Here is a 23933-nt window from a genome sequence, read left to right on the forward strand (position 1 = left end):
CGATTCCGAGGCATGCCCGGTCATGATAACGAATCAAGCCCGGACTCTCACCTGGTCTGGCTGTCACGCTTGAGTCGCGTGCGGGCTGCCAGATGCTGACGCAAGGCGGCAAGCTCGCTGCGGCCCTCCTCATCCAGCAGAGGTTTGCCGCGTGTCAATCGGCCGTGCCAACCATGCTCATCCATCAGCAACCGGGCCCGTCGCCGGACATTTTCCATGTATTCATCGTGGCGGATGGGATAGTCAATCACGGTGTTCCACTCGGTTTCGCTGACCCGGTTGTCCAGCGCTTTGTCGAATACCGCCAGCAGGTGTTCGGGTTCGGTGCGATAGCGGGGGGTGCGGGTCAGTAATAGCACCAGGGCGACACCGCCGAAGATCAGCATGCAGGTGGCGAAGACGGTCAGGAATAATGCCATGGGGCGCTCGAGGGTCGGCAGGCAGCACGACGAAAACGGAATGGAGCGGGTGAAGGGAATCGAACCCTCGTCTTAAGCTTGGGAAGCTTCTGCTCTACCATTGAGCTACACCCGCGTAGTTTCCCAGTATATCCAGCAGTTTAATGATTACAAGCGGGGCTGCTTGAAGGCCCGCTGGCGATTGGCTTTCCAGGGATAGAGAAAAAAATTGTGACCCGGGCGAACTTTCTCCCTCATGACTGTCACAGGAGACACAGGCAGCAACATTGGCTCCACGCGATGGCAGTCTCTAGCAATGTTGTGCTGGCTTGCAGAATCGATCCTTGTCGCCCCAATCCGCTTGGGGCGTTTTTTTGCGTGGGTGCATGGGTGCTGTCCGGACTGCCTGGCGGACGTCCCGGCCGCCTGACATCAGCGGCTCGGCCAGAATGACCGGCACCACTTCGGGTGCCGGAGCGATTCATCGGTCAGCGATGCCGCATGCGCAGCAGGGCGTTGAGCACGTCACGTCGCGTCACGATGCCCACCAGTCGGGATTGTTCGGTGACCGGATAGACCTTGGGTTTGGCGCCCAGCATTTCCTGAGCGAGGTCGGTGATGCTCTTGTTGGGGGTTACCGTCAGCACTTCATTGCGCATCAGTTCCTGGACGAGCGGCGGCTCGTCATTGAGGTAGGCGCTTTCCAGCACCTTGCCGATGACATCCTGTTCGGAAATGAAGCCGGTCAGGTGATCGTGTGCGTCGACCACGGGCGCGCCGGGCAAACGGTGCAGGGACAGACCCTTGGCCAGGTTGGAGACAGAGGTCTTGCCGGTGACCCGGTAGCAGTCGCGGGACATGATCTCGCGGACGATGGTAGGGGCCTTGTTGGGCATGGCGGTTCTCCTTGTGCCGGCGATAGTGAGCCTGACCGGTTGGCCTGTGGGCTCTGCAGCGTACAGAGGGTGGGGCCGTTCCACCGGGAGGTCTCGGTTTCATCATAGCGCGGCTGGCGTCGAATGCGATGCTCTCCAGTCGTGGGAACCGTGATCGGGCCCAGCCACTCCAATATGTCACAATGGTGCTAATAAATCCGTCCCGTGGGCGGTGTGTCAACTATTGAGGAGGTGATCCCATGGATGCCCGTGAATACCTGGCTCGCAAGGGCCTCGACGGAGAGCGCGACAAGGAGCGTCCCAACACGCTGGAAGAGAAGGCGTGGTCGCGTGCCCGGGAGTCCGCTGACCATCGCCCCCGGTCCGGCACACCGCATGACTGGGAGGACTGGGAGCGTTATCACCAGACGCTGGCCGAGGGTGCCGAAGCCATCGAACAGAAGATCGACCACCAGGCGCATCGTCCGCCTGAGGACGCGACCCCCGACGCCGCCAGCGGTGGGGTGGAGCACTTCATTCCCGGCAAGACCCCTGACGCGACGGACACGGCCGATGCGGTGTGGCAGGCGGATGCGGCGGCCGATGCCGCTCAGGCTCAGGCCGAGTCCTATGCCCGGCGAAGCGCTCCACGTCAGGCGGCGCCGAGTCGGCCGGAGCCATATGCCGCCATCATTATGCTGGCGGTATTGATGCCGCCGCTGGCCATGGCCCTCGGAGGTGCCGGGGGGCGACGCATCCTGGTCTCGCTGGGCCTGACCCTGCTGTTCTGGATCCCCGGGGCCCTGGATGCGGTCCTCTGGTTGCGGCGACGCTGAGCTTCGATCACCGCTATGCGGCGGCGCCGATGTGCGTATAATCCCGTCAACTTTCCAGTAAATAGGAGTTGACCATTGGGCTATCTCGTCGGTGTCACGGTGTTGTGGGCCTTTTCCTTTTCGCTGATCGGTGTCTACCTAGCGGGGCAGGTGGACAGCTATTTTGCCGTGATGCTGCGCATTGCGCTGGCGGCCCTGGTGTTTCTGCCGCTGCTTCGGCCCCGCCTGTTGAAGGGGCGGCAGCGGCTGGCGCTGATGGCGCTGGGAGCCGTGCAACTTGGCGTGATGTACATCTTTTTCTATCAGTCCTTTCTGTTGCTCTCGGTTCCCGAAGTGCTGCTGTTCACCGTTCTCACACCGCTCTACATTGCTTTGCTCGACGACGCGCTCTTCCGGCGCTTCACGCCGTTTCATCTGCTGACGGCGGCACTGGCCGTGCTGGGGGCCGCGGTGATTCGCTTCAAGGGCCTGACCGATGACTACTGGCTAGGCTTTCTGGTGGTCCAGGGCGCCAACCTCTGCTTCGCCCTGGGACAGGTCGGCTATCGACGCCTTTCGGCCGGCCTGCCGGATGACCTGCCGCGCCTGTCGGTGTTTGCCTGGTTCTATCTGGGGGCCCTGGCGGTGGCGCTGCCGGCGTTCGTGGTGCTGGGGGACGCCTCGGCACTGCCCATAACCGGCGTGCAATGGGGCGTCCTGGCCTGGCTGGGGCTGGTGGCCTCCGGCGTCGGTTACTTCCTGTGGAACCTCGGCGCCGTCCGGGTCGATGCCGGCGCCCTGGCCATCATGAACAACGCTCTGGTGCCGGCGGGGCTGCTGGTCAACCTGCTGATCTGGAATCGCGATGCCGACCTGCTGCGCCTGGCGCTGGGCGGTGCCATCATCGTCGCTTCCCTGTTGCTCAATGACTGGTGGCAGCGGCGCACGCCGGTTACCGCCTGAGGAACCTTCAGCTCCGCGAGTCGGCCATGTCGCCGGGTTTGCCCCCCGGCCGCCGGCTGGCCATAATGGTTCGTCGCGAAGCGAGGGGCCCGCGCATGCAAGTCTTTAAAAACATTGGTCTTATCGGTCGCCTGGGGAGTGCCCAGGTGGTCGATACCCTGAAGCGCCTCAGTCGCTTTCTCGATGGTGCCGGCTACCACGTCATCATCGAGGATCGCACGGCGACCGTGCTGCTGGATCATGGGCACGCCGAAGCCAGCCGGCGCCTGCTCGGCGAACTATGTGACCTGGTGATCGTGGTGGGCGGCGATGGCAGCCTGCTGGGTGCGGCCCGCACCCTGTGCCACAGCGGCACTCTGGTGCTCGGCGTCAACCGCGGGCGCCTCGGCTTCTTGACCGATATTTCGCCGGATGAGCTCGAGGCCCGGGTAGAGGCGGTGCTCGATGGCCATTACGAGGTCGAGGAGCGCTTCCTGCTGGATGCCGAGCTGTATCGAGAAGGGGATCCCGTGGGCAATGGGGATGCGCTCAACGAGATCGTGTTGCACCCCGGCAAGGCAGTGCGCATGATCGAGTTCGAACTGTTCATTGATGATCAGTTCGTGCACAGCCAGCGTAGCGATGGCCTGATCATCGCCACGCCGACCGGCTCCACCGCTTATGCGCTATCCGGTGGTGGTCCCATCCTGCACCCGCGGCTGGAAGCCATCTCGCTGGTGCCGATGTTCCCGCATACCCTGTCGAGCCGGCCCATCGTCATTGGCGCCGACAGCGAAATTCGAGTGCACATCGGCGAGACCAATCAGACCTATCCCCACATCAGCTGTGACGGGCAGACCCGTGCCGTGGCCAAGCCCGACGATGTGCTGGTGATACGGCGCAAGCCTCAGCGAGTTCAGCTGGTTCATCCGCTGGGGCACAACTTTTACGAGATCCTGCGCAGAAAGCTGGGGTGGAGCAACCGGCTGGGAGATTGAGGTGGACGATGCACCGGCGGTGGAAGGGTATGACCTGATCGGCGATGTTCATGGCTGCGGCGCCACCCTGGCGTTGCTGCTCGAGCGGCTGGGGTATCATCAGCAAGACGGCGTCTATCGCCACCCTGATCGCCGGGTCATCTTTCTCGGCGACCTGATCGACCGTGGCCCGCGCATCCGCCAGGCGGTGACGATTGCCCGGCGCATGGTCGAGGCCGGTGAGGCCTACATGGTGCTTGGCAATCATGAAATCCACGCCCTGGCCTATTGCCATCGATCCCCCGGCGGCTCTGAAGATGACTGGATGCGCGCCCACACGCCACGCAATGCGCGCATCCTGGAGGAAACCCTGGCGCAGTACCAGGACCACCCCACGGAATGGCAGCAGACCCTGGCGTGGTTCCTCCAGCAACCGCTCTATCTGGAGCTTCCGGGGCTGCGCGTCGTGCATGCCTGCTGGGATCCGTCGTGTGTCGAACGGCTGCGCGACCTGCGCCAGGAGGGGCGGATCGACCTGGACTTCCTTGCCGCTGCCATGCGTCCGGGTACCGAGGAGGCCTGTATCGTGGAACGCCTGACCCGGGGACACTACCTGGTGTTGCCCGAGGGCATGGATATCCACTCCGAGGATGGCACCGTGCGCCGTACTGCCCGCGCCCACTTCTGGGCGAGACAGCCGAGAACCTGGGGGGATGTGGTCTTTCAGCCGGACCGTCTGCCCGCGGCGCTGGAGTCTCGCGCGCTGAGCGAGGACGAACGGGTACGGCTGGGTCACTATGACACCCGCCAGCCCCCTCTTTTCATCGGCCACTATTGGTGCGCGGGGATACCCGCGCTGCCGGCTCCCAACATCGCCTGTCTCGACTACAGCGCCGTGAAGTTCGGGCGCCTGGTGGCCTATCGCTGGAGCGGCGAGGCGCGTTTGACGGCGGACCACTTTGCCTGGGTCGAGGTGTCCGGGGAGGAGGGCGTCCCCGCGATGCCCTGGGAAACCGATGTCGATTGAGACGCCCTGTTTGATGATTGCCGGGTCAGCCATGGAACTTTTGACGTCAGGGCCCCTCCAAAAAGGTGTTCCCTTGAATGATCCCTTGCTTTGTCCGGCGGCCCCCTCCGCCGGATTTTTTCATTCAGCGCTCGAGTTGCGTGCCTGCACAAGGCCCCTTGCCTCGGCAACCGCACGACGGAGGCCCCATGTATCGGGTAATACTGCTGCCCCTTGATGCCGACTTGAGCACCCTGCGGCAAGCGCTCTGGGCGCACCGTATCGGTCATCGCATCACCGAGGAGCGCGAGGGACAGGTCCTGTGGCTGGTCGATCCCGCCCAGCAGCAAGCCATGCTGACCCTGCTCAATCAGTGGCAAAGGGGCGAGCCCCTGATGCCCGAGAAAGGAAAAGTTCCCCGCGGCGCGGGCGGCGCCAGCCTGTCTCACGGCATGGCACTGCTGCGTCAGCTGCCGGTGACGAGCCTGACACTGGCATTGTGCATCCTGGTGTTTGCCGCCCTCGGGCTGCTGGGGGATGCCGTGATTACCGCCCTGGCGATCGTGCCCGTGGGCATCGTCGGCGGACAACCGGTCCCCGAAAGCCTCGGCGCCGGGCTGGCTTCCGGCCAGGCCTGGCGTCTTGTCTCGCCGGTGCTGCTGCATTTCGGCTGGATGCATCTGATTTTCAACATGCTCTGGCTGTGGGTGTTCGGCCGGCAGGTCGAGGCACTGCACGGCAGCCGGCGCATGCTGCTGGTGGTGCTGCTAGCGGCCCTGGGCGGCAACCTCGCGCAATATGCCACGGGGACGGTGTTGTTCGGTGGCATGTCCGGCGTCGACTTTGCCCTGCTGGGCTATGTCTGGCTGATGTCGCGTCGATCGCCGGGCAGCGGCTTCTTCGTGCCGCAAATGCTGGTCGTGCTCATGCTGGGCTGGATGGTCTTCACCATGACAGACATGGCCGGGCTGGTCGGCTTTGGCAACATTGCCAATGAAGCCCATCTGGGCGGCCTGGTCGTGGGTCTGCTGTTGGGCTGGTATTATTCTCGTCACGCCAGGCGTCAGCCCTGAGCCCAGGATTCAACGGGAGACTCACGATGAGCGACATGACCTTCGAACGCATGATCCAGCAGATGACGCCCACCATCTACGAAAGCCTCAAGCAGGCGGTGGCCCTGCGCAAGTGGCCGGATGGACGCTTTCTCACCGCCGAGCAGACCGAGCTCTGCCTGGAGGCGGTGATGCGCTATGAAGCCGAGAACAACGTGCCCGCCGAGCAGCGTGTCGGCTATCTGGAGCGTCGCACCTGTGGCGCCGACAGCAGCGGCAGCGATGTGTCGCCGGAGCAGGCCGGCCTGGGCCAGGACGTGAGCCGTGGCTGAACCCCTGGCACGTGGTTGCCTGAGCAAGATGGCCGTCGAGCCGGGATCACCGGCGCGCTACACCCTGATTGCCGGCGCGGACCGGGTGCCACTGGCGGACTGGCTCGGCGCCACCCTGCTGCTCGACTGGACCGGTGCCATTGCCTGCACCCACTGCGGTCGTGCCACCCGCAAGAGCTTCGGCCAGGGGCATTGCTATCCCTGCTTCAAGAAGCTGGCGCGCTGCGACACCTGCATCATGAAACCCGAGCTCTGCCACTACTTTCAGGGCACCTGCCGTGAGCCGGAGTGGGGCGAGGCGCACTGTTTCCAGCCGCATCTGGTCTATCTGGCCAATGCCTCCGGCCTGAAGGTCGGCATCACGCGCCTCACCCAGATCCCGACGCGCTGGCTCGACCAGGGCGCCACCCAGGCCTTGCCGATTCTCGAAGTGGCCTCGCGTCAGCAGTCGGGGCTGGTCGAGGTCCTGTTCAAGGAAGTCGTATCGGATCGCACCAACTGGCGCACCATGCTCAAGGGCGAGGCGCCGGTGCTGGATCTGGCCGCCGAGCGCGACCGCCTGCTGGCCCGGCTCGGCGATGGCCTGGATGAGCTGCGCCAGCGTTTTGGCGAGCAGGCCATTCAAGAGCTCGATGCCGAGGCGTACCGCTTCGACTATCCGGTGCTCGAGTTCCCGGGCAAGGTGACCTCGCACAACTTCGACAAGCAGGCCTCAGTGAGCGGCCGCCTGCTGGGGATCAAGGGCCAGTATCTGATCCTCGATACCGGCGTCATCAATCTGCGCAAGTTTACCGGCTATGAGGTCGAGCTCCACGGCGTCGAGCCGTCATCAGATGAGCCCGCCAACCCTGGACTGTTCTGAGCCACATGCCGTTATGGCGTGAGTTGTGTCAGGGCGCAAACAGGTCCCCCTGTGCGCCCGGTGGTCGAAATGCCGAGGTATCCAGGCTGATGTCACCCTCAAAGCCGAGCTGGCGGTAGCACTTGGCGAAGCGCTGGGCGAGCAGTTCGGCGAAGACACCCTGGCCGCGCATGCGGTGGCCGAAGCGCGAGTCGTAGGTCTGGCCGTCGCGACATTGGCGCATCAGGCTCATGACCCTGGCGGCGCGCTCCGGGTAGTGGGTCTGCAGCCAGTCCTCGAACAGGGGAGCCACCTCCCGCGGCAGGCGCAGCAGCATCCAGGACGCACTGCTGGCGCCGGCTGCGTGGGCGGCCTTCAGCAGTGCTTCCAGTTCGTGATCGGTCAGGCCGGGAATCACCGGCGATATCAGGGTGCCCACCGGCACGCCGGCCGCGCTGAGCCGGCGGATGACTCTCAGCCGCGCCTCGGGCGAAGCGGTTCGGGGTTCCAGGGTGCGCTTCAGGTCGGTGTCCAGGCTGGTCAGGCTGATCATCACGCGCACCAGCCGGTGTTCGGCCAGCTCGGCCAGCAAATCGAGGTCACGCACTATCAGGGCTCCCTTGGTCACCAGGGTGACGGGATGGCGATGCTTGAGCAGCACCGCCAGCAGCCGGCGGGTGGTCCGACGCTCGGCTTCCAGCGGCTGATAGGCATCGGTATTGCCGGACAGGTTGATCGGGCGGCAGACATAGCCCGGTCGGGCCAGCTCTTCCTCCAGGCGCTCCACCAGCCCCTCGCGGGCGATCAACCGGGTCTCGAAATCGAGGCCGGGGGAGAGGTCCCAGTAGGCGTGACTGGGGCGGGCATAGCAGTAGATGCAGCCATGCTCGCAGCCCCGATAGGGGTTCAGGGAACGATCGAAGGGCAGGTCCGGCGAGCGGTTCCAGGACAGCGCGCTGCGTGACGCCTCGGTGGTGACCTCGGTGGCCAGGCGTTCGGGTACCGCGTCCTGCCACCAGCCATCGTCGACCGCCTCGCTGACAGTCGGCGCGAAGCGGTTGGGCGGGGCGAAGGTCGCGCCCCGGCCGCGATAGGGTCGTGCTGGATTGGACGCGGACGAGGTCATGTCGGGGCACCAGGTGTTAAAGCTGTTTATATATACAGTATAACGTCCTGCCGGTGTCCCGCAATCGCGCCCTGTCCTGACACGCTGGCGCTCTCTCGGCCCGCGTTGACGGGCCGTGACCGGGTTGCTAGCTTACCCGCACTCTCAGGTGTCGCGGCCCTTGCCATGAAGGGCCGGATGAAACGGGAAGTCGGTGCGCTCATGGCGTTTCAATCCGACGCTGCCCCCGCAACGGTGATCGAGCCAAGAACTGCCCTATGCCACTGTGCCGCGCTGCACGGGAAGGCGGCAGTTTCAAGCCAGGTGCTTGCTCGTCAGCCCGGAGACCGGCCTGTGAGCCAACGCCACGATGTGTCGGATCGCCCCGTGGCTCGATATAACCGACAAGCCGTGCGGGTGAGTACGGTGAGCAAGGATACCCATGAACAAGCGCAACTCCCCTCGTGGCCGGGCGGTCTTCGTCCTGGCCGCCATGCCGTTGGCCGTCCAGGCCCAGAACGACGATTCCGCTGTGGCCCCTGACAGCGCCTCCGAGACTCTCAACCCCGTGGTGGTGACCGCCGCTCTGGCCCCGCTGACGGCCGACCAGAGTCTGGCCTCGGTCACGGTGATCGACGAGGCGCAGCTGCGTCGTCAGGACCCGACGGACCTCACCGATGTGCTGCGTGCCCAGCCCGGCGTCGACGTGTCGTCCAACGGCGGCTTCGGCAAGAACACCGGCGTCTACCTGCGCGGCACCGGCAGCCAGTCCACGCCGCTGATGATCGACGGTATTCGCCTGCGTTCCGCGACCGCCGGCGCGCCGGCCTGGGAGTTTCTCGAGCCGCGCATGTTCGAGCGCGTCGAGGTAGTGCGCGGCCCGCGCGGTAGTCTCTACGGTGCCGATGCCGTGGGCGGCGTGGTCCAGCTGTTCACGCCCCGCGGTGAGGGCGCACCGAGCCCGCATCTCAGTCTCGGCGCCGGCAGCTTCGATACCCGCCGCGCCAGCGCCTCCTTGTCCGGCAGTGAGGGCGGCACCCGCTATTACATGGCCGCCAGCCGCCTGGAGAGCGACGGTTACGAAATCGTCGAGGGCGAGGGTGACAAGGGCTATGACAATACCACCGGACTGATGAAGCTCTCGCATACCTTCGCCGACGACGCCGAGCTGGGCGTGCTGGCGCTGCGGGCGCGCGGCAATACCGAATTCGATGCCTTTGGCTCGCCTCGCGACACCGATTATGTCCAGCAGGTGGCCGGTGTGTACGGCGAACTGCCGGTCACCGAGGCCTGGACGAGTCGCCTGACGCTCAGCGATGCCCGCGATGAACGCGAGACCCACGGCGGTCCCGGCGTGTCGGTCTTCGATACCCAGACTCGCACCGCCCGCTGGGAGAACACCCTGTCCCTCGGCCGTCACGAACTGGTCGCCGGGGCCGAGCATTCGCGCGACGACGTCGACGCCAGCATCGACTATGACGAAGACAGCCGCGACAACACGGCCGTCTTCATCCAGGCACTGATGGACGCCTCGCCGCTGACCGTCCAGGCCTCGCTGCGCCACGACGACAACGAGGCCTTCGGCGAGGAGACGACCGGCAGCCTGGCGCTGGGCTATGCGCTGGACGAGCAGCATACCCTGCGTGCCAGCTATGGCACGGCCTTCCGCGCACCGACCTTCAATGAGCTCTACTATCCCGATTTCAGCAACCCCGATCTCGACCCGGAAACCTCGAAGAGCGTCGAGCTGGGCCTGCGGGGGCAGTTCGGTCGCGGCTTCTGGGACCTGGCGGTCTACCGCAGCGAGGTCGACGACCTGATTACCAATATCGATACCGACGGCGATGGCTTCGTGGATACACCGCAGAACGTGGAACGCGCGCGGATTCGTGGCGTGGAAGTCGCCACCGGTGCCGAGGTCGACGACTGGACGCTGCGCGCCGCCCTGACCTACACCGACCCCGAGAACCGCGAGACCGGCAAGCGCCTGGCAGGTCGCGCCTCGGAGAGCCTGCGCTTCGACGCCGACCGCGCGCTGGGTGACTGGACGCTGGGTGGCTCGGTGATTGCGCAGGGCGAGCGCTTTGATGATGCCGACAATACGCAGCGCCTCGGCGGCTTCGCGACCCTCGACCTGCGCGCCGGCTGGGACTTCGCGCCGGGCTGGTCGGCCCGTCTGACACTGGAAAACCTGTTCGACAAGGCGTACCAGACCGTCGGCGGCTACGACAGCGCCGGACGCACAGCCTTCTTCAGCGTGAGCCTAGGTGACCAATGACACGCCTGTTGATCGTTCTCGGCGTGGTCGCGCTGGCCCTGGGGGTAGCAGGGGCGGCATCAGGCGAGGCAGGCGCGGCGGTGTGCGTGACCGATGATGCCGGCCGGGAGGTCTGTGTGGAGCGCCCGGCCGAGCGCATCATCGCCCTGTCGCCGGGAGTGACCGAGCTGCTGTATGCCGCCGGGGCAGGGGAGCGGCTGGTGGGCGCGGTCAGCTTCAGTGACCATCCCGCCGCGGCCGCCGAGCTGCCGCGTGTCGGCAGTTCCGATCGGCTGGACCTCGAGGCCATGCTGGCGCTGTCGCCGGACCTGGTGGTGGCCTGGTCGGGCGGCAACCCTGAAGAACAGGTCGAGCGCCTGATCCGCCTGGGGATACCGGTCTTCTACTCCGCTGCCGATGACTTCGCCACCATCGCCTCCAGCCTGGAACGGCTGGGCGCGCTGGCGAATACCCAAGCCACGGCACATCAGACAGCGAGTCAACTGAGGGCCGAAGTGGCAGCGCTGCGCCGGCGGCATGCGGATGCCGAGCCAGTCAGTGTCTTCTATCAGGTCTGGGAGTCGCCCCTGATGACCCTCAATGGCGAGCACTGGGTCAGCCAGGCGCTGGCCCTGTGCGGCGGCGTGAATCTCTTCGCCGAGCAGTCGGCGCTGGTGCCGCGCATCGGCGTCGAGGCCGTGCTCGGGCGGGACCCGGAGGCCATCATCACCGGCGGCAGGGGCAAGGCCGACGCCGCCTGGCTGGATGCCTGGCGCGAATTCCCCGACATGACAGCGGTGCGACAGGATAACCTCTTCTTCATCAACCCGGATCTGGTGCAGCGCGCGACACCGCGGCTGGTGGAGGGCACCCGGGATATCTGTCGCCACCTGGAGGCGGTGCGTGAACGACGCTGACTTTTCGTTCCGGGGACGGGCAGGGCGCATGCCACCCCTGGTCTGGCTGTTGCTGGCGGCGCTGCTGTCCCAGGGGCTGGCGCTGGTACTGGGCAGTGTCGCCATCCCGCTGGATGCCCTGGGCGCGGTGCTCGCCGGGGGCGGCGAGTCACTGCATCGCACCCTGGTACTCGAACTGCGCCTGCCGCGTGCCCTGGCCGCTTTCGGCACGGGGGGCCTGCTGGCGCTGGCCGGCGCGCTGATGCAGGTGCTGTTGCGCAATCCGCTGGCCGACCCCTATGTGCTCGGGCTCTCCGGCGGGGCCTCGGTGGCGGCCCTGCTGGCCATGCTGGCAGGGTTCGGCACCAGCCTGGTCGCCGGCTCGTCCTTTGCCGGCGCGCTCGCCTCGACGCTGATCGTGTTCGGCCTGGCCCACGGCACCGGCAGCTGGACGCCGACCCGCATGCTGCTTACCGGCGTGGTGATGGCGGCGGGCTGGGGCGCACTGATCAGCTTCCTGCTGACGGTGAGCCCGGTCGAGCAGCTGCCCGGCATGCTCTACTGGCTGATGGGCGATCTGGCCTATGCCGACTCTCCCTGGCCGGTGCTGGGCGTGGCGGCCGCCAGCCTGCTGGTCATGCTGCCGCTGGGTCGCACCCTCAATGTGCTGGCCCGCGGCGGTCTGCAGGCGGCCGTGCTCGGCGTCAACGTGCGCCGCATGGAGTGGCTGCTGTACCTGCTGGCCAGCCTGTTGACCGCCGTGGCCGTGACCACGGCCGGCAGCATCGGCTTCGTCGGCCTGATGGTGCCGCACATGCTGCGCCTCAAGCTCGGCAACGACCAACGCCTCATCCTGCCGGCCAGCCTGCTGGCCGGTGGTACCCTGCTGACCCTGGCCGACACTCTGGCGCGTACCATGGTGGCGCCTCAGCAACTGCCGGTGGGGGTCATTACCGCCCTGCTGGGCGTGCCCAGCTTCCTCTACCTGCTCTACCGGAGCCGCTGATGGCCAGCCTCGAGACCCATCAACTGCTCATCGATGTGCCGGGCCGCGCCGACGGCCGTTGCCTCGACCTGCGGATGCAGCCCGGTGAGCGCTGGGGCGTGCTGGGCCCCAACGGCGCCGGCAAAACGACGCTGCTGCATACCCTGGCGGGGCTGCGGGCGCCGCGGGCCGGCGAGGTATGGCTCGACCAGCGGGCGCTTGCGCGCTGGCGACGCCGCGAGCTGGCCCGCAGGCTGGGCGTGGTCTTCCAGGAGCGTCACGACGATTTCCCCGCCACGGTCATGGAAACCGCCATGATCGGCCGGCATCCCTATCTCTCCCCCTGGCAGCGCGAAAGCGATGCCGAGGTGGCGCTCGCGCAGGCGGCGCTGCGGCGCCTCGACCTCGAACATCTCGCCTCGCGACTGGTCTCGACCCTGTCCGGAGGCGAGCGGCAGCGCGTCAGCCTGGCCACGGTGCTGACCCAGGCACCCGGCTGGTGGCTGGTCGATGAACCGACCAATCATCTCGACCTGCATCACCAGGTGGCCACCATGCGCCTGCTCGAGGAGCAGGCCAGCGCCGGGTGCGGCGTGGTGATGTGCCTGCATGACCTCAACCTGGCGGCGCGCTGGTGCAGCCACCTCTTGCTGCTGTATCCCGATGGCGAGGCCTGCTGGGGCCCGGCGGAGGCAATGCTGGAGCCCGCGGCCCTGGAGAAGCTCTACGATCAACCGCTGACGCTCGTCGAGGCCGACGGCGCGCCGGTCTTCGTGCCGCGGGTCTGAACTGTTACCGGTGGCCTGGGGGCAACCTCAACCAGCGCCACGACTCGTACTGCGTGCCGCGTGATGTCGGTATGTCGCCGTATTTCCGGATCATCAAGCCCACCCTGGCCAAGGATTTCGACCATCGCCAATTGCTCCGGGCCGATGATCTGGCTGCCACCCGGAACTCGGCTACCCGGCCGCCCGAAAGACTCGCGGGTCGTCGCTGATCACGCCGCTGACGCCCCATTGCCAGCGTGACGCGAAGGCGATGGGGTCGTTGGCGGTGTAGCACAAGAGGGGGTAGCCAGCCTGAGTAATCTCGCCTGCCCGGGCGGGCCGCAGGCGGCGCCAGTCGGTGTGCACACTGTAGGCGTCGATGGCCTCACAGCGGCTCGCCCAGTCGCCGGGGACGCGCTCGAAGAGGGCGCCCAGCGGCAGTCTTTCCGGCGGGGCATGGCGACGAGCGCGTGCCAGGGCCGGGGCATGGAAGGATGACACGATCAGGCGCTGGGCAGGGCGGGCCTCGAGCAGCATGGGCAGCACGCGGTCGGCCAGTGCCTCGGGGTCGCGGCCGCGATTGACCTTGAGCTCCAGGTTGAGGCCCATATCGAGGGCGTCGATCAGCTCCAGCATCTGCGCCAGGGTGGCCATGGGCTCGCCGGCGAAGGCCGCGCCGAACCAGCTTCCGGCATCCAGGCGGGCGGCGGCGTAGCGGCTCAGGTCGTCGAGACGGCCACGCCCGTTGCTGCAGCGCCTGAGGTCGCGGTCGTGCCAGATCACCGGTGTACCGTCGCCCAGTAGCTGGACATCCAGTTCCACCCAGTCGATGCCGGCATCGTGGGCCGCGCGTACGGCCGTCAGGGTGTTTTCCGGCGCCTGAGCCGAGAGACCACGATGGGCGATCAGGCGTGGCGCATGGGTCATGAGACGGTCTCCGGCGCGGCCAGACTGTGTCCCTCCTGCGGGTCGAAGAGGTGCAGGCGCTCGGGGTCCGGGCGTAGATAGAGCCGGTCGCCCTCGGCAATCTGCTGGGCGCCATTCAGGCGGGCCACCAGCAGTTCCGCCTGACCGTCGAGCCTGACATGGGCCAGGGTGTCGGCCCCCAGGGGCTCGACCAGTTCGACCTGCGTGGTCAGGGTGGTGTCATCGCCCTGGCCGACTTGTACCAGATGCTCCGGCCGTACTCCCAGACACACGGCATCGCCGCTCTCGGTCGATGCCCCGTCCCGCAGCGGCAGGTGTGTGCCACAGGGCAGCGTGAGGACGCCATCGGCATGCCGAGCCTCGATGAAGTTCATCGACGGCGAGCCGATGAAGCTGGCCACGAAGCGGCTGGCCGGCTGGTCATAGAGGTGCATGGGCGTGCCCACCTGCTCGATGTGCCCGCCGTTCATCACCACCAGGCGATCGGCCAGGGTCATGGCCTCGACCTGGTCATGGGTGACGTAGACCGCCGTCACGCCGAGTCGCTTCTGCAATCGGCGGATCTCGATGCGCATCTGCACGCGCAGCTTGGCATCCAGGTTGGACAGCGGCTCGTCGAACAGGAACACCTTGGGCTCGCGGACGATGGCCCGGCCCATGGCCACGCGCTGACGCTGGCCGCCGGAAAGCTGCTTGGGACGCCGGTCGAGCAAGTCCTCCAGGCCGATCAGGCGCGCCGTCTCCTCGACCTTGCGGCGTCGTTCGGCCCTGGGCACGCCCTGGTTCTTCAGCGCATAGCCCATGTTGTCGGCCACGCTCATGTGCGGGTAGAGGGCGTAGTTCTGGAAGACCATGGCGATATCCCGCTCGGCGGGTTCCAAGTCATTGACGCGCCGGCCATCGATGGCGAGTTCGCCGCTGCTGATCGACTCCAGTCCGGCCAGCATGCGCAGCAGGGTGGATTTGCCACAGCCTGAGGGGCCGACCACGACGATCAGTTCGCCGTCGTCGATGGTCAGGTCGACGCCATGCAGGGCGGTGACGCCATTGGGATAGGTCTTGCTCAGGGCGTCCAGACTCAGGGTTGCCATGGGGGTGCGATCCATACAGTCATAGGGTTATTTCTCGGCATCGACCAGGCCTTTCACGAAATAGCGCTGCATCAGCACGATGACAGCGACCGGCGGCAGCATGGCCAGCAGGGCGGTGGCCATCACGGCCTGCCAGGGCACCAGATTGTCGGCCGAGGACAGCATGCGCTTGAGGCTGACGACGATGGTCATGTAGTCCGATTCGGTGGTGATCAGCAATGGCCAAAGATACTGGTTCCAGCCGTAGAGGAACATGATCACGAACAGTGCCGCGATATTGGTCTTCGACAACGGCAGCAGGATGTCCCTGAGAAACCGCCAGGGGCCGGCGCCATCCACGCGTGCCGCCTCGAGCAGTTCCGGCGGAACCGTCATGTAGAACTGGCGGAACAGGAAGGTGGCGGTGGCGCTGGCGATCAGCGGCAGGATCAGTCCGGCATAGGAATTCAGCAGGTTGAGGTCGGCGGCGATCTTGTAGGTCGGCATGATGCGGACCTCCACCGGCAGCATCAGGGTGATGAAGATCAGCCAGAAACACAGCCGCCGTAGCGGGAAGCGAAAGAAGACGATGGCATAGGCGGCGAGGATGGCAATGAAGATCTTGCCGCAGGCGATGCCCAGGGCCATGACCGTGGAGTTGAACAACAGCCGCGCGACATCCGTGCCCAGCCGGGCCACCGGCTCGCTGAGAATGGCGCGAAAATTGTCCAGCCCCTGGTCGCCGAACCACAGCGGGGCCGTGCCCGTGTACAGCGAAGACTGATCGTGCGTGGCGGCGATGATCGCCAGCCACACCGGCAGGCTGAAGGCCAGCAGGGCAAGGATCAGCAGGATGTGACTGATGGCGTCGAGGCCGGGGCGGCGATAGCGCATCGTGACGGGTCTCCGGAGTCAGTACTGGACCTTGCTTTCGAGGTAGCGGAACTGCAACAGAGTGAGCAGCCCCACCAGCAGCATCAGCAACACCGACTGGGCCGCGCTGGACCCCAGGTCATAACCGATGAAGCCGTCTTCATAGACCTTGTAGACCAGGGTGCGCGTGGCGCCGCCGGGGCCGCCCGCCGTGGTGGCATCGATGGTGCCGAAGGTCTCGAAGAAGGCATAGACGCTGTTCATGACCAGCAGAAAGAAACTGGTCGGTGACAAAAGCGGAAAAGTGATCGTCCAGAAGCGTCGCCAGGGGCCGGCGTTGTCCATGGCCGCGGCTTCCAGCAGGCTCCTCGGAATGGCCTGCAGCCCGGCCAGGAAAAACACGAAGTTGTAGCTCATCTGCTTCCAGATCGAGGCCATGATCACCAGTGCCATGGCCTGGCCGCCGTTGAGCTGATGGTTCCAGTCGATGCCCACGGCGCCCAACCAGGCGCTAATCAGGCCAAGCTCCGGGTCGAGCATGAAGACCCACAGGACCCCCGCCACGGCAGGCGCCACGGCATAGGGCCAGATCAGCAGGGTCTTGTAGCCATTCGCGCCCTTGATGACCCGGTCGGCGAGAACCGCCAGCAGCAATGCCAGGGCCATGGCGCCCAGCGCCACGCTGATGCTGAAGGTGATGGTGATGCCCAGGGCTCGATAGTACTCCGCCGAGCCGAACAGTCGGGTAAAGTTCTCGAAGGCCACGAAAGTTCGGCCGAGCCCGAACGGGTCCTCGACATAGAAGGCCTGGAAGACCGCCTGGGCAGCCGGCCAGAAGAAAAAGATCGCGACGATGGCCAGTTGTGGCGAGAGAAGCAGCCAGGGGGTGAGGCGGTGACGTTGAAAGGTCGCCATGATCGTCCGTTATCGTGAAAGCGGAAACGCCGGAACGCCCAAAGGACGTTCCGGCGCGCGACCGGGGGATCAGCCGTTGGCTTGCTGGAAGCGCTCCAACAGCTCGTTGCTGCGGCGCACGGCTTCATCCAGGCCTTCCTGGACCTCGACGTCGCCGTTGAAGATTTTCTCCAGTTGCTCCTCGAGAACATCGCGGATCTGCGGCATGTTGCCCAGGCGCAGCCCTTTGGAGTTTGCCGTCGGCGTCACGCCGGTCATCTGCTCGATGGAGACGGCACTGCCCGGGTTGTCATCATAGAAGCCCTGTTCCTGGCCCAGGTCGTAGGCGGCCTGGGTGATGGGCAGGTAGCCGGAGAACTGGTGCCAGTCGGCCTGTACCTCGGCGGATGACAGGTAGTCGAAGAACTCGGCAACACCCTGGTAGACCTCGTCGCTCTGGCCTTCGAGGACCCACAGCGAAGCTCCGCCGATGATGCTGTTCTGCGGTGTCTCAATGACTTCGCTGGAGTAGGGCAGCGATTCCACGGAGAACTCGAAGCCCTCGGCATTGGAACGCACGCCGGCCAGCGAGGCGGAGGAGGCCATCATCATGGCGCAGCGCCCTGTATAGAAGGCCGGTGCAGCTTCATCAAAGCGGCCACCGTAATCGAAGCGGCCATCCTGCTGCCAGTCGGCCAGGCGCTGAATGTGATCGACCGCTGCGGTTTCATTGATCTTGAGGCGGGCATCCAGGCCACCGAAGCCGTTCTGCTGGCTGGCGAAGGGGATGTCGTGACGGGCGGAGAAGTTCTCGAGCTGGATCCAGGACGGCCAGGTAGTGGTCATGCCGCACTCGGCGGCGCCGGAATCGACAATGGTGCCCAGTGTCTCGCCCAGGCCTTCCCAGGTGGCCGGCACCTCTTCCACGCCGGCCTCGGCCATGATGTCGCGATTGACATAGACCACGGGAGTCGAGGAATTGAAGGGCATGGACAGCATCTGGCCCTCGGGGGTGGTGTAGTATCCCGTGACGGCCGACAGGAAGGCATCCGGGTCGAAGTCCAGGTCCGACTCGGCCATCAGCTCATGGACCGGCACGATGGCTCCTTTGGCGTTCATCATGGTGGCCGTGCCGACTTCATAGATCTGCACGATGGCCGGAGCCTCGTTGGCACGGAAGGCGGCGATGGCGCCGGTCATGGTTTCGGAGTAGTTGCCGCGAAACGACGGTTTGACGACGTATTCGTCCTGGGATTCGTTGAAGTTGGCGGCGATCTCGTCGACTTTGTTGCCGAGTTCCCCGCCCATGGCATGCCACCAGTCGATCTCGGTGGCACTATGTGCCGAGAGTGACAGGCTGGCGGCGGCCATGCTTAGCGTCAGTGCTCCCAGATGATGGATACGCAGCATCGGTTTCTCCTTGTCTTTTCGGGTCAGGTTCCATTATCAGACGTGGCTGATGACAGTTGCATGAAAGTTAGATCATGGTTGTCGCCGACGCCATGTTGCAGATGCGAGCCACGAGCCACGAGCCACGAGCCACGAGCCACGAGCTACGAGCTACGAGAAGCGGGCTGCGGGTTGCCAACCGCTCGCTTCTCGCCACTCGTTTCTCGCCACTCGTTTCTCGCCGCTGGTTCTCGCCACTCGTTTCTCGCCATGAGCCGGGAGTGCCAAGTGTGGTAGGCTGCGCGGTTTCTAGCGTGGTGAGCGACGGACGAGGGAGAAGTCGATGCGGGTGATGCATATCAAAAACGAGGCGCAGCGCGAGTCCTGCCTGGCGCGGTTGTGTGCGGAAGTCTACGGCCATCAGGCGGGTCTGGCACCGCTGTCGGTATTTGCCGGTGTGCTGGGCGTGTTGATCAAGCAGGAGGCGGCCCGCGTGCTGGCGCTGGTCGATGACGACGCTCGGCCGATTGCGCTGGCGCTGCTGGCGATGGATGAAACGGGCCAGAGCATGAATGTCATGCAGGTCGCCTCGCTCGTCGAGGCGGACGGCACCGACCCCGGTATGCGGCTGATCGCCGAGCTGGCCAACCGCGCCCCGCTGCGCGTCGACGCCATGAACGAGGCCCAGCAGCAACGCTTCGAAGCCGCCGGCATCACACGCTGGCTGGATGGCAAGAGCGGCGTGCGCATCGGCCTCGGGCCCAAGCATCCGACCCGTGACCTCAGTGATCTGCCCCGCACCCTGACGGTGGACGAGCAAGCTGTGGCGCAATCCTTCAAGCGTGACCCCGAGGCCTTCGAGGACTACAAGCGCCGCTTCATCCGTGGCCTGGAGTCCTTTCCGGCCACGCTGTGAGCGTCATTCCTGGACCCGGAAACTGCCCTGCATGGACGCGAAGTGCCCGGGGAAGGAACAGAAGAAGGTCAGGTCACGTCCGGCCAACCCCGCGGTGTCGAAGGTGATGCGCGTGCTCTCGCCGCCGCCGATGATCTCGGTGGCGGCGATCACCCGGTCGTCTCCCTCCGGTAGATAGTCGGCGTCCGGGCCGGCCCGCATGCCGTCCATGGCCAGTGCCTGGGCATCCGCCGTGGCCGCCAGTACCCAGTTGTGTCCCATGGCATCAGCGGGCATGGAGCCCGTGTGTTCCAGCGTCAGGGAGACGCTATCGCAACTGGCCGGCACGCTCAGCGAGTCTCGGTCGAACTGCAACTGGTCGTTGCTCTCGATGGTCAGCTGGCAGGCGTCGTCACTGGCCATTACTGGTGTGCCGATCAGAGCAGTGGCCAGGCCGGCCGTCGCCAGAAGTCCCTTGAGTATCGTCATGAGTGCCTCGTGTATCGTTCGGTGAATATCCCTAGGACACCATTATAACGCCTGAGTTACGCTTGTCTTGCGCGCCATGTCGGGCATGGCCTCGCCAGTGCCGGCTTGACCCGGCGCCCTTCAAGCGATTGACTGATCGTGGTTGGCCAATCAAGGAATCCGCTCATGGCACAGCGTATCGAGTTTTCGCAAACGGGTGGCCCCGAGGTGCTGCAACTGGTCGAGACCTCCGTTGCCGCCCCGGGGGAGGGCGAAGTGCGCGTTCGGCATCATGCCGTCGGCCTGAACTTCATCGATATCTATTTCCGTACCGGCCTCTACCCGGCGCCTTCGCTGCCTTCCGGACTGGGCACCGAGGCCGCCGGTGTCGTCGAGGCGGTGGGCGAGGGGGTCGAGCATCTGGCCGTCGGCGACCGGGTCGCCTATGCCCAGGGGCCGCTGGGCGCCTATGCCGAGGAGCGTGTCATTGCCGCGGATCATGTGGTGGCGCTGCCGGATGGCGTCGCTTTCGAGACGGCGGCGGCGGCCATGCTCAAGGGGCTGACCGTCCAGTATCTGCTGCGTCAGACCTACCCGCTGCAGGGCGGCGAAACCATCCTCTTTCATGCGGCGGCCGGCGGTGTCGGCTCGATCGCCTGCCAATGGGCGCGAGCACTCGGCGTCAAGCTCATCGGCACGGTCAGTTCTCCGGAGAAGGCGGCGCTGGCCGAGCGCAACGGCGCCTGGGCGACCATCGATTACACGCGCGAGGATGTCGTCGAGCGAGTGCGCGAACTGACCGCCGGCGAGATGTGCGATGTCGTCTATGACTCGGTGGGCAAGGATACCTGGGAAACCTCGCTGGACTGCCTCAGGAAGCGTGGCCTGATGGTCAGCTTCGGCAACGCCTCCGGGCCGGTGGAAGGCGTCAACATCGGTATCCTCAACCAGAAGGGTGCGCTGTACGTGACGCGGCCCAGCCTCAACGGCTACGCCGATACCCGCGAGCGCCTCGAGTCGATGTGCATCGATCTGTTCGCCATGCTGGAAAGCGGCGAGGTGACCATCGACATCGGTCAACGTTTCCCGCTGGCCGACGCCGGCAAGGCCCAGCAGGCGCTGGCCGACCGTCAGACCACCGGCTCGACCATTCTGCTGCCCTGAGGGGGCCCGGGGCGTTTACAAGGATGCATCGAGCTCGCCGATCAGCCGCTCGCGGCGCTTGAGGGCTTCCAGGCCGGCATTGCCCAGGCGGCTGGCGGTCTCGCTGAGCAGCCCCTCGGCGAGCAGCATGAAAGCGCACATGCTGTTGCTGAAGAACAGGCTCTGGTCGGGAACCACGAAGTGGTATTTCGCCAGCCCGGCCAGGGGCGAGGCGGGCGAGTTCGTCAAGGCAATGACCTGAATGCCCTGACGCGCCGCGACCTCGGCGGTGGCCAGCACGCTGGGGGTATAGGGGAAGCCGCTCGCCACCACCAGGACGTCGTCTTCATCCAGCTGGGCCAGAGCGTCGGCGGCGCCATGGCGGGCCGCATCCAGCATGGCCGCATCGCCACGCAGCATGCCCAGCCCATAGGTCATGAAGGATGCCAGGGAGGCAAACTGGCGCATGCCGTGCACCCGGACCCGCGGCGCCTCGGCCAGTAACTCGGCAGCCTGCTGGAAGGTCCGTGCGTCGAGGCCCGCCAACAGGTCTGCCAGGTTGGCGCCTTCCTGCTTTTCCAGCCGCGACAGCCGCTCCATGCCGCCATTTTCCGGCTGGTCGGCCAGCAGGCGCGAGACCTGGTCGCTGTAGAAATGCCGGCCCTGGGTGACATGACGACGAAAGATATCCTGCAGGCCGGCGAAGCCGCTGAAGCCCAGACGCTGAGCCAGGCGCGACAGGGTCGAGGGGCTGACGCCGAGGCGCTCGGCGAGATGGCTGATCGACGACACCGCGGTCTCCTGGGGTGCTGCGACCAGCGCCGCCAGCACCTGACGCGAGCGCTTGCCGAGGCGAATCGGACTGGTGTCATCGGCCAGCTCGCTCAGCAGCCTTTCCAGATCCTCGAGGCGGGTCGGGCAGGGCGTTTCGGTGGGCGACATGGGGCATCCTGGAGAGTCGGTGAGCGGTATCCTGTGGCACCATGTTGCCATATATTGCAAATATTTTTCCATAAATTGAAAATGGCAATTATATTTGCAAAATCCGGGAAGTCACCATGAGCCATGTGTTTCATCGACAGCTGTCACACGCCTACCCTACCGCCGTGGCCGGCGAGGGCGCCTATCTGATCGATGCCGAGGGGCGGCGCTATCTGGATGCCAGTGGCGGGGCCGCCGTGTCCTGTCTGGGCCACAGCGATACCCGGGTGATCGACGCCATCCAGCAGCAGGTCGGACAGCTGGCCTATGCCCATAGCTCCTTCTTCACCACCGAGCCCATGGAGGCGCTGGCGGACTTCCTGATCGAGCGGGCGCCCGCCGGCTTTTCCTCGGTCTATTTCGTGTCCGGTGGTTCGGAGGCGATCGAGGCTGCGCTGAAGATGGCGCGTCAGTACTTTCTCGAGCGTGGTGAGCCGGGGCGCCACAAGCTGATTGCGCGCCGTCAGAGCTATCATGGCAATACGCTCGGCGCACTGGCCACCGGCGGCAACGCCTGGCGCCGCCGCCAGTTCGAGCCGCTGCTGTCTGACGTGAGCCATGTCAGTCCCTGTTATGCCTACCGGGGGCAGGCGGCGGACGAGTCCCCCGAGGCCTATGGCGAGCGCCTGGCGGTGGAGCTGGAAGAGGAGATCCAGCGGCTCGGCCCCGAGACGGTCATGGCCTTCGTCGCCGAGCCGGTGGTCGGGGCGACCCTGGGGGCGGTGCCCGCCGTGCCCGGTTACTTCAAGCGCGTGCGCGAGATCTGTGACCGACATGGCATCCTTCTGATTCTCGACGAGGTCATGTGCGGCATGGGCCGCACCGGCAGCCTGTTTGCCGCCGAGCAGGAAGGCGTTACCGCCGATCTGACGACCATCGCTAAGGGCCTGGGCGGTGGCTACCAGCCGATCGGTGCCACCCTGGTCAGTGACGAGATCCGGCGGACCATTGCCGAGGGTTCGGGGTTCTTCCAGCATGGCCATACCTACATCGGCCATGCCACGGCCTGCGCGGCGGCCCTGGCGGTACAGCGAAGCATCGAGGAGCGCGGCCTGCTGGCGCGAGTACGCAAGCTCGGGGAGGGCCTGCAGGACCGCTTGGTCGAGCGCTTCGGCGAGCACCCCCATGTCGGCGATATTCGCGGACGAGGCCTCTTACGCGGTCTTGAACTGGTCGCGGAGCGTGAGCTCAGGACGCCCTTCGACCCCTCGCACAAGCTGCATGCCGCCATCAAGCGCACGGCCATGGACGCCGGCCTGATGTGCTATCCCATGGGCGGCACCCTGGATGGGCGAACCGGTGATCATATCCTGCTGGCGCCGCCCTTCATCCTCGAAGACGCCCAGTTGGACGAAATCGTCGACAAGCTCGATGCGACACTCGAACGCGTTCTGCCGCTGCGCTGAAGGAGGCCCCGCATGAACATCGAATCCCGTTTGTCTCCTCTGCAGCAGGAACACATGGATGCCGAGCAGCGTCGTGTGCTCGAGGAGATTCTCAGCGGTCCGCGGGGCAATCTGGATGGCCCCTTTCTGGCCTGGGTGCACAGCCCCGGCCTGGCCGATCATGCCCAGCGGCTGGGGGCCTTCTGCCGCTACGGCACACGCCTGCCGCTGCGACTGACCGAGCTGGCCATCCTGGTTACTGCTGCCTGGTGGCAGTCCCAGGCGGAATGGCAGATCCACGCCCCGATCGCCCGCGAGGCAGGTGTGTCCGAATCGCTGATCGAGGCCCTGCGCGAGGGGCGAGCGCTGGACCTCGAGCATGACGACGAGGCGCTGGTGGTGCGCCTGGGGCAGACCATCTATTCCCACAAGCGCGTTGATGATGGCCTCTATGCCGAAGCGGTCGCGGCCCTCGGCGAAGCCGCGGTGGTAGAGCTGGTCGGGGTTTTCGGCTACTACGCCTTGGTCGCCATGACCCTGAACGTCTTCGAGGTGCGTCGCGGCAGCGACCCCCTGCCATTCGCAGAACCGCCGCGGGGTGAGGGGGAAGGGTAGGGGTGAGAAGTGAGGGGTGAGGTGCTCATCACCCCTCACGCCCCT

25 protein-coding genes, 1 tRNA gene and 1 riboswitch are annotated in these 23933 nt (G+C 65.7%); of the genes, 15 read left to right on the top strand and 11 right to left on the bottom strand.

Translation table 11 applies throughout. The features are described 5' to 3' along the window. Positions 1–47: 47 nt before the first annotated feature. The 3 genes from QWY74_RS04195 to QWY74_RS04205 all read right to left on the bottom strand — a co-directional run bounded on the left by QWY74_RS04195 (position 48) and on the right by QWY74_RS04205 (position 1294). Positions 48–419, bottom strand: coding sequence for a hypothetical protein (locus QWY74_RS04195; RefSeq protein WP_264825443.1), 372 nt, complete (start codon positions 417–419; stop codon positions 48–50). Between the two features lie 41 nt (positions 420–460). Then, positions 461–534: transfer RNA gene (locus QWY74_RS04200), tRNA-Gly, on the bottom strand. A 352-nt stretch (positions 535–886) separates the two neighbouring features. Next, complete coding sequence (locus tag QWY74_RS04205; RefSeq protein WP_290313840.1) at positions 887–1294, bottom strand: CBS domain-containing protein; 408 nt, start codon at positions 1292–1294, stop codon at positions 887–889. A 239-nt stretch (positions 1295–1533) separates the two neighbouring features. On the opposite strand from QWY74_RS04205, the gene QWY74_RS04210 reads away from it, so the two are divergent. The 7 genes from QWY74_RS04210 (at position 1534) to QWY74_RS04240 (ending at position 7259) form a co-directional block, all read left to right on the top strand. Then, on the top strand, positions 1534–2109 hold the full coding sequence (locus QWY74_RS04210; protein WP_264825453.1) for a YqaE/Pmp3 family membrane protein: 576 nt from the start codon (positions 1534–1536) through the stop codon (positions 2107–2109). 75 nt (positions 2110–2184) lie between these two features. Then, the gene (locus QWY74_RS04215; protein WP_290313842.1) at positions 2185–3051 is read left to right on the top strand and encodes an EamA family transporter; all 867 of its coding nucleotides are present in this window, start codon (positions 2185–2187) and stop codon (positions 3049–3051) included. A gap of 95 nt (positions 3052–3146) precedes the next feature. Further along, positions 3147–4028 (top strand): NAD(+) kinase, encoded by an 882-nt coding sequence (locus tag QWY74_RS04220; protein ID WP_264825456.1) that lies wholly within the window; start codon positions 3147–3149, stop codon positions 4026–4028. A 19-nt stretch (positions 4029–4047) separates the two neighbouring features. Further along, complete coding sequence (locus QWY74_RS04225) at positions 4048–5034, top strand: metallophosphoesterase (RefSeq protein WP_290314006.1); 987 nt, start codon at positions 4048–4050, stop codon at positions 5032–5034. Between the two features lie 188 nt (positions 5035–5222). Beyond that, the gene (locus QWY74_RS04230; protein WP_290313843.1) at positions 5223–6086 is read left to right on the top strand and encodes a rhomboid family intramembrane serine protease; all 864 of its coding nucleotides are present in this window, start codon (positions 5223–5225) and stop codon (positions 6084–6086) included. 26 nt (positions 6087–6112) lie between these two features. Next, the gene (locus QWY74_RS04235; RefSeq protein ID WP_141318471.1) at positions 6113–6397 is read left to right on the top strand and encodes a YeaC family protein; all 285 of its coding nucleotides are present in this window, start codon (positions 6113–6115) and stop codon (positions 6395–6397) included. 28 nt (positions 6398–6425) lie between these two features. Beyond that, entirely contained in the window at positions 6426–7259 is an 834-nt protein-coding gene (locus QWY74_RS04240; RefSeq protein ID WP_290314007.1) for a DUF2797 domain-containing protein, read from the top strand. Between the two features lie 28 nt (positions 7260–7287). Here QWY74_RS04240 and QWY74_RS04245 read toward each other — a convergent pair whose 3' ends face one another. Then, complete coding sequence (locus tag QWY74_RS04245) at positions 7288–8364, bottom strand: PA0069 family radical SAM protein (protein ID WP_290313845.1); 1077 nt, start codon at positions 8362–8364, stop codon at positions 7288–7290. Positions 8365–8493: 129 nt separating this feature from the next. Then, a riboswitch (cobalamin riboswitch) is annotated at positions 8494–8713 on the top strand. Between the two features lie 72 nt (positions 8714–8785). On the opposite strand from QWY74_RS04245, the gene QWY74_RS04250 reads away from it, so the two are divergent. The 4 genes from QWY74_RS04250 to QWY74_RS04265 are packed head-to-tail and all read left to right on the top strand — an operon-like array spanning position 8786 to position 13269. After that, positions 8786–10621, top strand: a complete 1836-nt coding sequence (locus tag QWY74_RS04250; RefSeq protein WP_290313846.1) for a TonB-dependent receptor domain-containing protein — start codon at positions 8786–8788, stop codon at positions 10619–10621. Further along, entirely contained in the window at positions 10618–11517 is a 900-nt protein-coding gene (locus tag QWY74_RS04255) for a cobalamin-binding protein (RefSeq protein ID WP_290313847.1), read from the top strand. Before QWY74_RS04250 ends, QWY74_RS04255 begins: the two co-directional genes overlap by 4 nt. A 28-nt stretch (positions 11518–11545) precedes the next feature. Continuing rightward, positions 11546–12502, top strand: coding sequence for a FecCD family ABC transporter permease (locus tag QWY74_RS04260; RefSeq protein ID WP_290314008.1), 957 nt, complete (start codon positions 11546–11548; stop codon positions 12500–12502). Next, positions 12502–13269: an ABC transporter ATP-binding protein gene (locus QWY74_RS04265; protein WP_290313848.1), complete on the top strand. Its 768-nt coding sequence runs from the start codon at positions 12502–12504 to the stop codon at positions 13267–13269. The genes QWY74_RS04260 and QWY74_RS04265 overlap by 1 nt, the downstream gene beginning before the upstream one ends. Before the next feature lie 171 nt (positions 13270–13440). Here QWY74_RS04265 and QWY74_RS04270 read toward each other — a convergent pair whose 3' ends face one another. The 5 genes from QWY74_RS04270 to ugpB all read right to left on the bottom strand — a co-directional run bounded on the left by QWY74_RS04270 (position 13441) and on the right by ugpB (position 18422). Beyond that, positions 13441–14175 carry a glycerophosphoryl diester phosphodiesterase gene (locus QWY74_RS04270; protein ID WP_290313850.1) on the bottom strand — a complete coding sequence of 245 codons (735 nt, stop codon included), beginning with the start codon at positions 14173–14175 and terminating at the stop codon, positions 13441–13443. Beyond that, a complete protein-coding gene (locus tag QWY74_RS04275; protein WP_290313851.1) occupies positions 14172–15266 on the bottom strand; it encodes a sn-glycerol-3-phosphate import ATP-binding protein UgpC in 1095 nt (364 codons plus the stop codon). The genes QWY74_RS04270 and QWY74_RS04275 overlap by 4 nt, the downstream gene beginning before the upstream one ends. A gap of 27 nt (positions 15267–15293) precedes the next feature. Then, positions 15294–16139, bottom strand: a complete 846-nt coding sequence (ugpE, locus tag QWY74_RS04280; RefSeq protein ID WP_264825466.1) for a sn-glycerol-3-phosphate ABC transporter permease UgpE — start codon at positions 16137–16139, stop codon at positions 15294–15296. A gap of 18 nt (positions 16140–16157) precedes the next feature. After that, entirely contained in the window at positions 16158–17033 is an 876-nt protein-coding gene (ugpA, locus tag QWY74_RS04285) for a sn-glycerol-3-phosphate ABC transporter permease UgpA (protein ID WP_264825467.1), read from the bottom strand. A gap of 69 nt (positions 17034–17102) precedes the next feature. Further along, positions 17103–18422, bottom strand: a complete 1320-nt coding sequence (gene ugpB, locus QWY74_RS04290) for a sn-glycerol-3-phosphate ABC transporter substrate-binding protein UgpB (RefSeq protein WP_264825468.1) — start codon at positions 18420–18422, stop codon at positions 17103–17105. Positions 18423–18753: 331 nt separating this feature from the next. Here ugpB and QWY74_RS04295 point away from each other — a divergent pair, with 331 nt between their 5' ends. After that, positions 18754–19317 (top strand): hypothetical protein, encoded by a 564-nt coding sequence (locus tag QWY74_RS04295; protein ID WP_353960318.1) that lies wholly within the window; start codon positions 18754–18756, stop codon positions 19315–19317. Positions 19318–19320: 3 nt separating this feature from the next. Here QWY74_RS04295 and azu read toward each other — a convergent pair whose 3' ends face one another. Further along, entirely contained in the window at positions 19321–19785 is a 465-nt protein-coding gene (azu, locus tag QWY74_RS04300) for an azurin (RefSeq protein WP_264825470.1), read from the bottom strand. A 165-nt stretch (positions 19786–19950) separates the two neighbouring features. Here azu and QWY74_RS04305 point away from each other — a divergent pair, with 165 nt between their 5' ends. After that, positions 19951–20928 carry an NADPH:quinone reductase gene (locus QWY74_RS04305; RefSeq protein ID WP_264825471.1) on the top strand — a complete coding sequence of 326 codons (978 nt, stop codon included), beginning with the start codon at positions 19951–19953 and terminating at the stop codon, positions 20926–20928. Positions 20929–20943: 15 nt separating this feature from the next. On the opposite strand, the gene QWY74_RS04310 is transcribed toward QWY74_RS04305, so the two are convergent. Next, the gene (locus QWY74_RS04310) at positions 20944–21849 is read right to left on the bottom strand and encodes a MurR/RpiR family transcriptional regulator (protein ID WP_264825472.1); all 906 of its coding nucleotides are present in this window, start codon (positions 21847–21849) and stop codon (positions 20944–20946) included. A 116-nt stretch (positions 21850–21965) separates the two neighbouring features. On the opposite strand from QWY74_RS04310, the gene QWY74_RS04315 reads away from it, so the two are divergent. Further along, complete coding sequence (locus tag QWY74_RS04315) at positions 21966–23294, top strand: aspartate aminotransferase family protein (RefSeq protein WP_290313855.1); 1329 nt, start codon at positions 21966–21968, stop codon at positions 23292–23294. A 12-nt stretch (positions 23295–23306) separates the two neighbouring features. After that, on the top strand, positions 23307–23888 hold the full coding sequence (locus QWY74_RS04320) for a carboxymuconolactone decarboxylase family protein (protein ID WP_264825476.1): 582 nt from the start codon (positions 23307–23309) through the stop codon (positions 23886–23888). The last annotated feature ends 45 nt before the right edge of the window (positions 23889–23933 follow it).

The organism is Halomonas almeriensis (assembly GCF_030409235.1).
Lineage (GTDB): Bacteria > Pseudomonadota > Gammaproteobacteria > Pseudomonadales > Halomonadaceae > Halomonas > Halomonas almeriensis.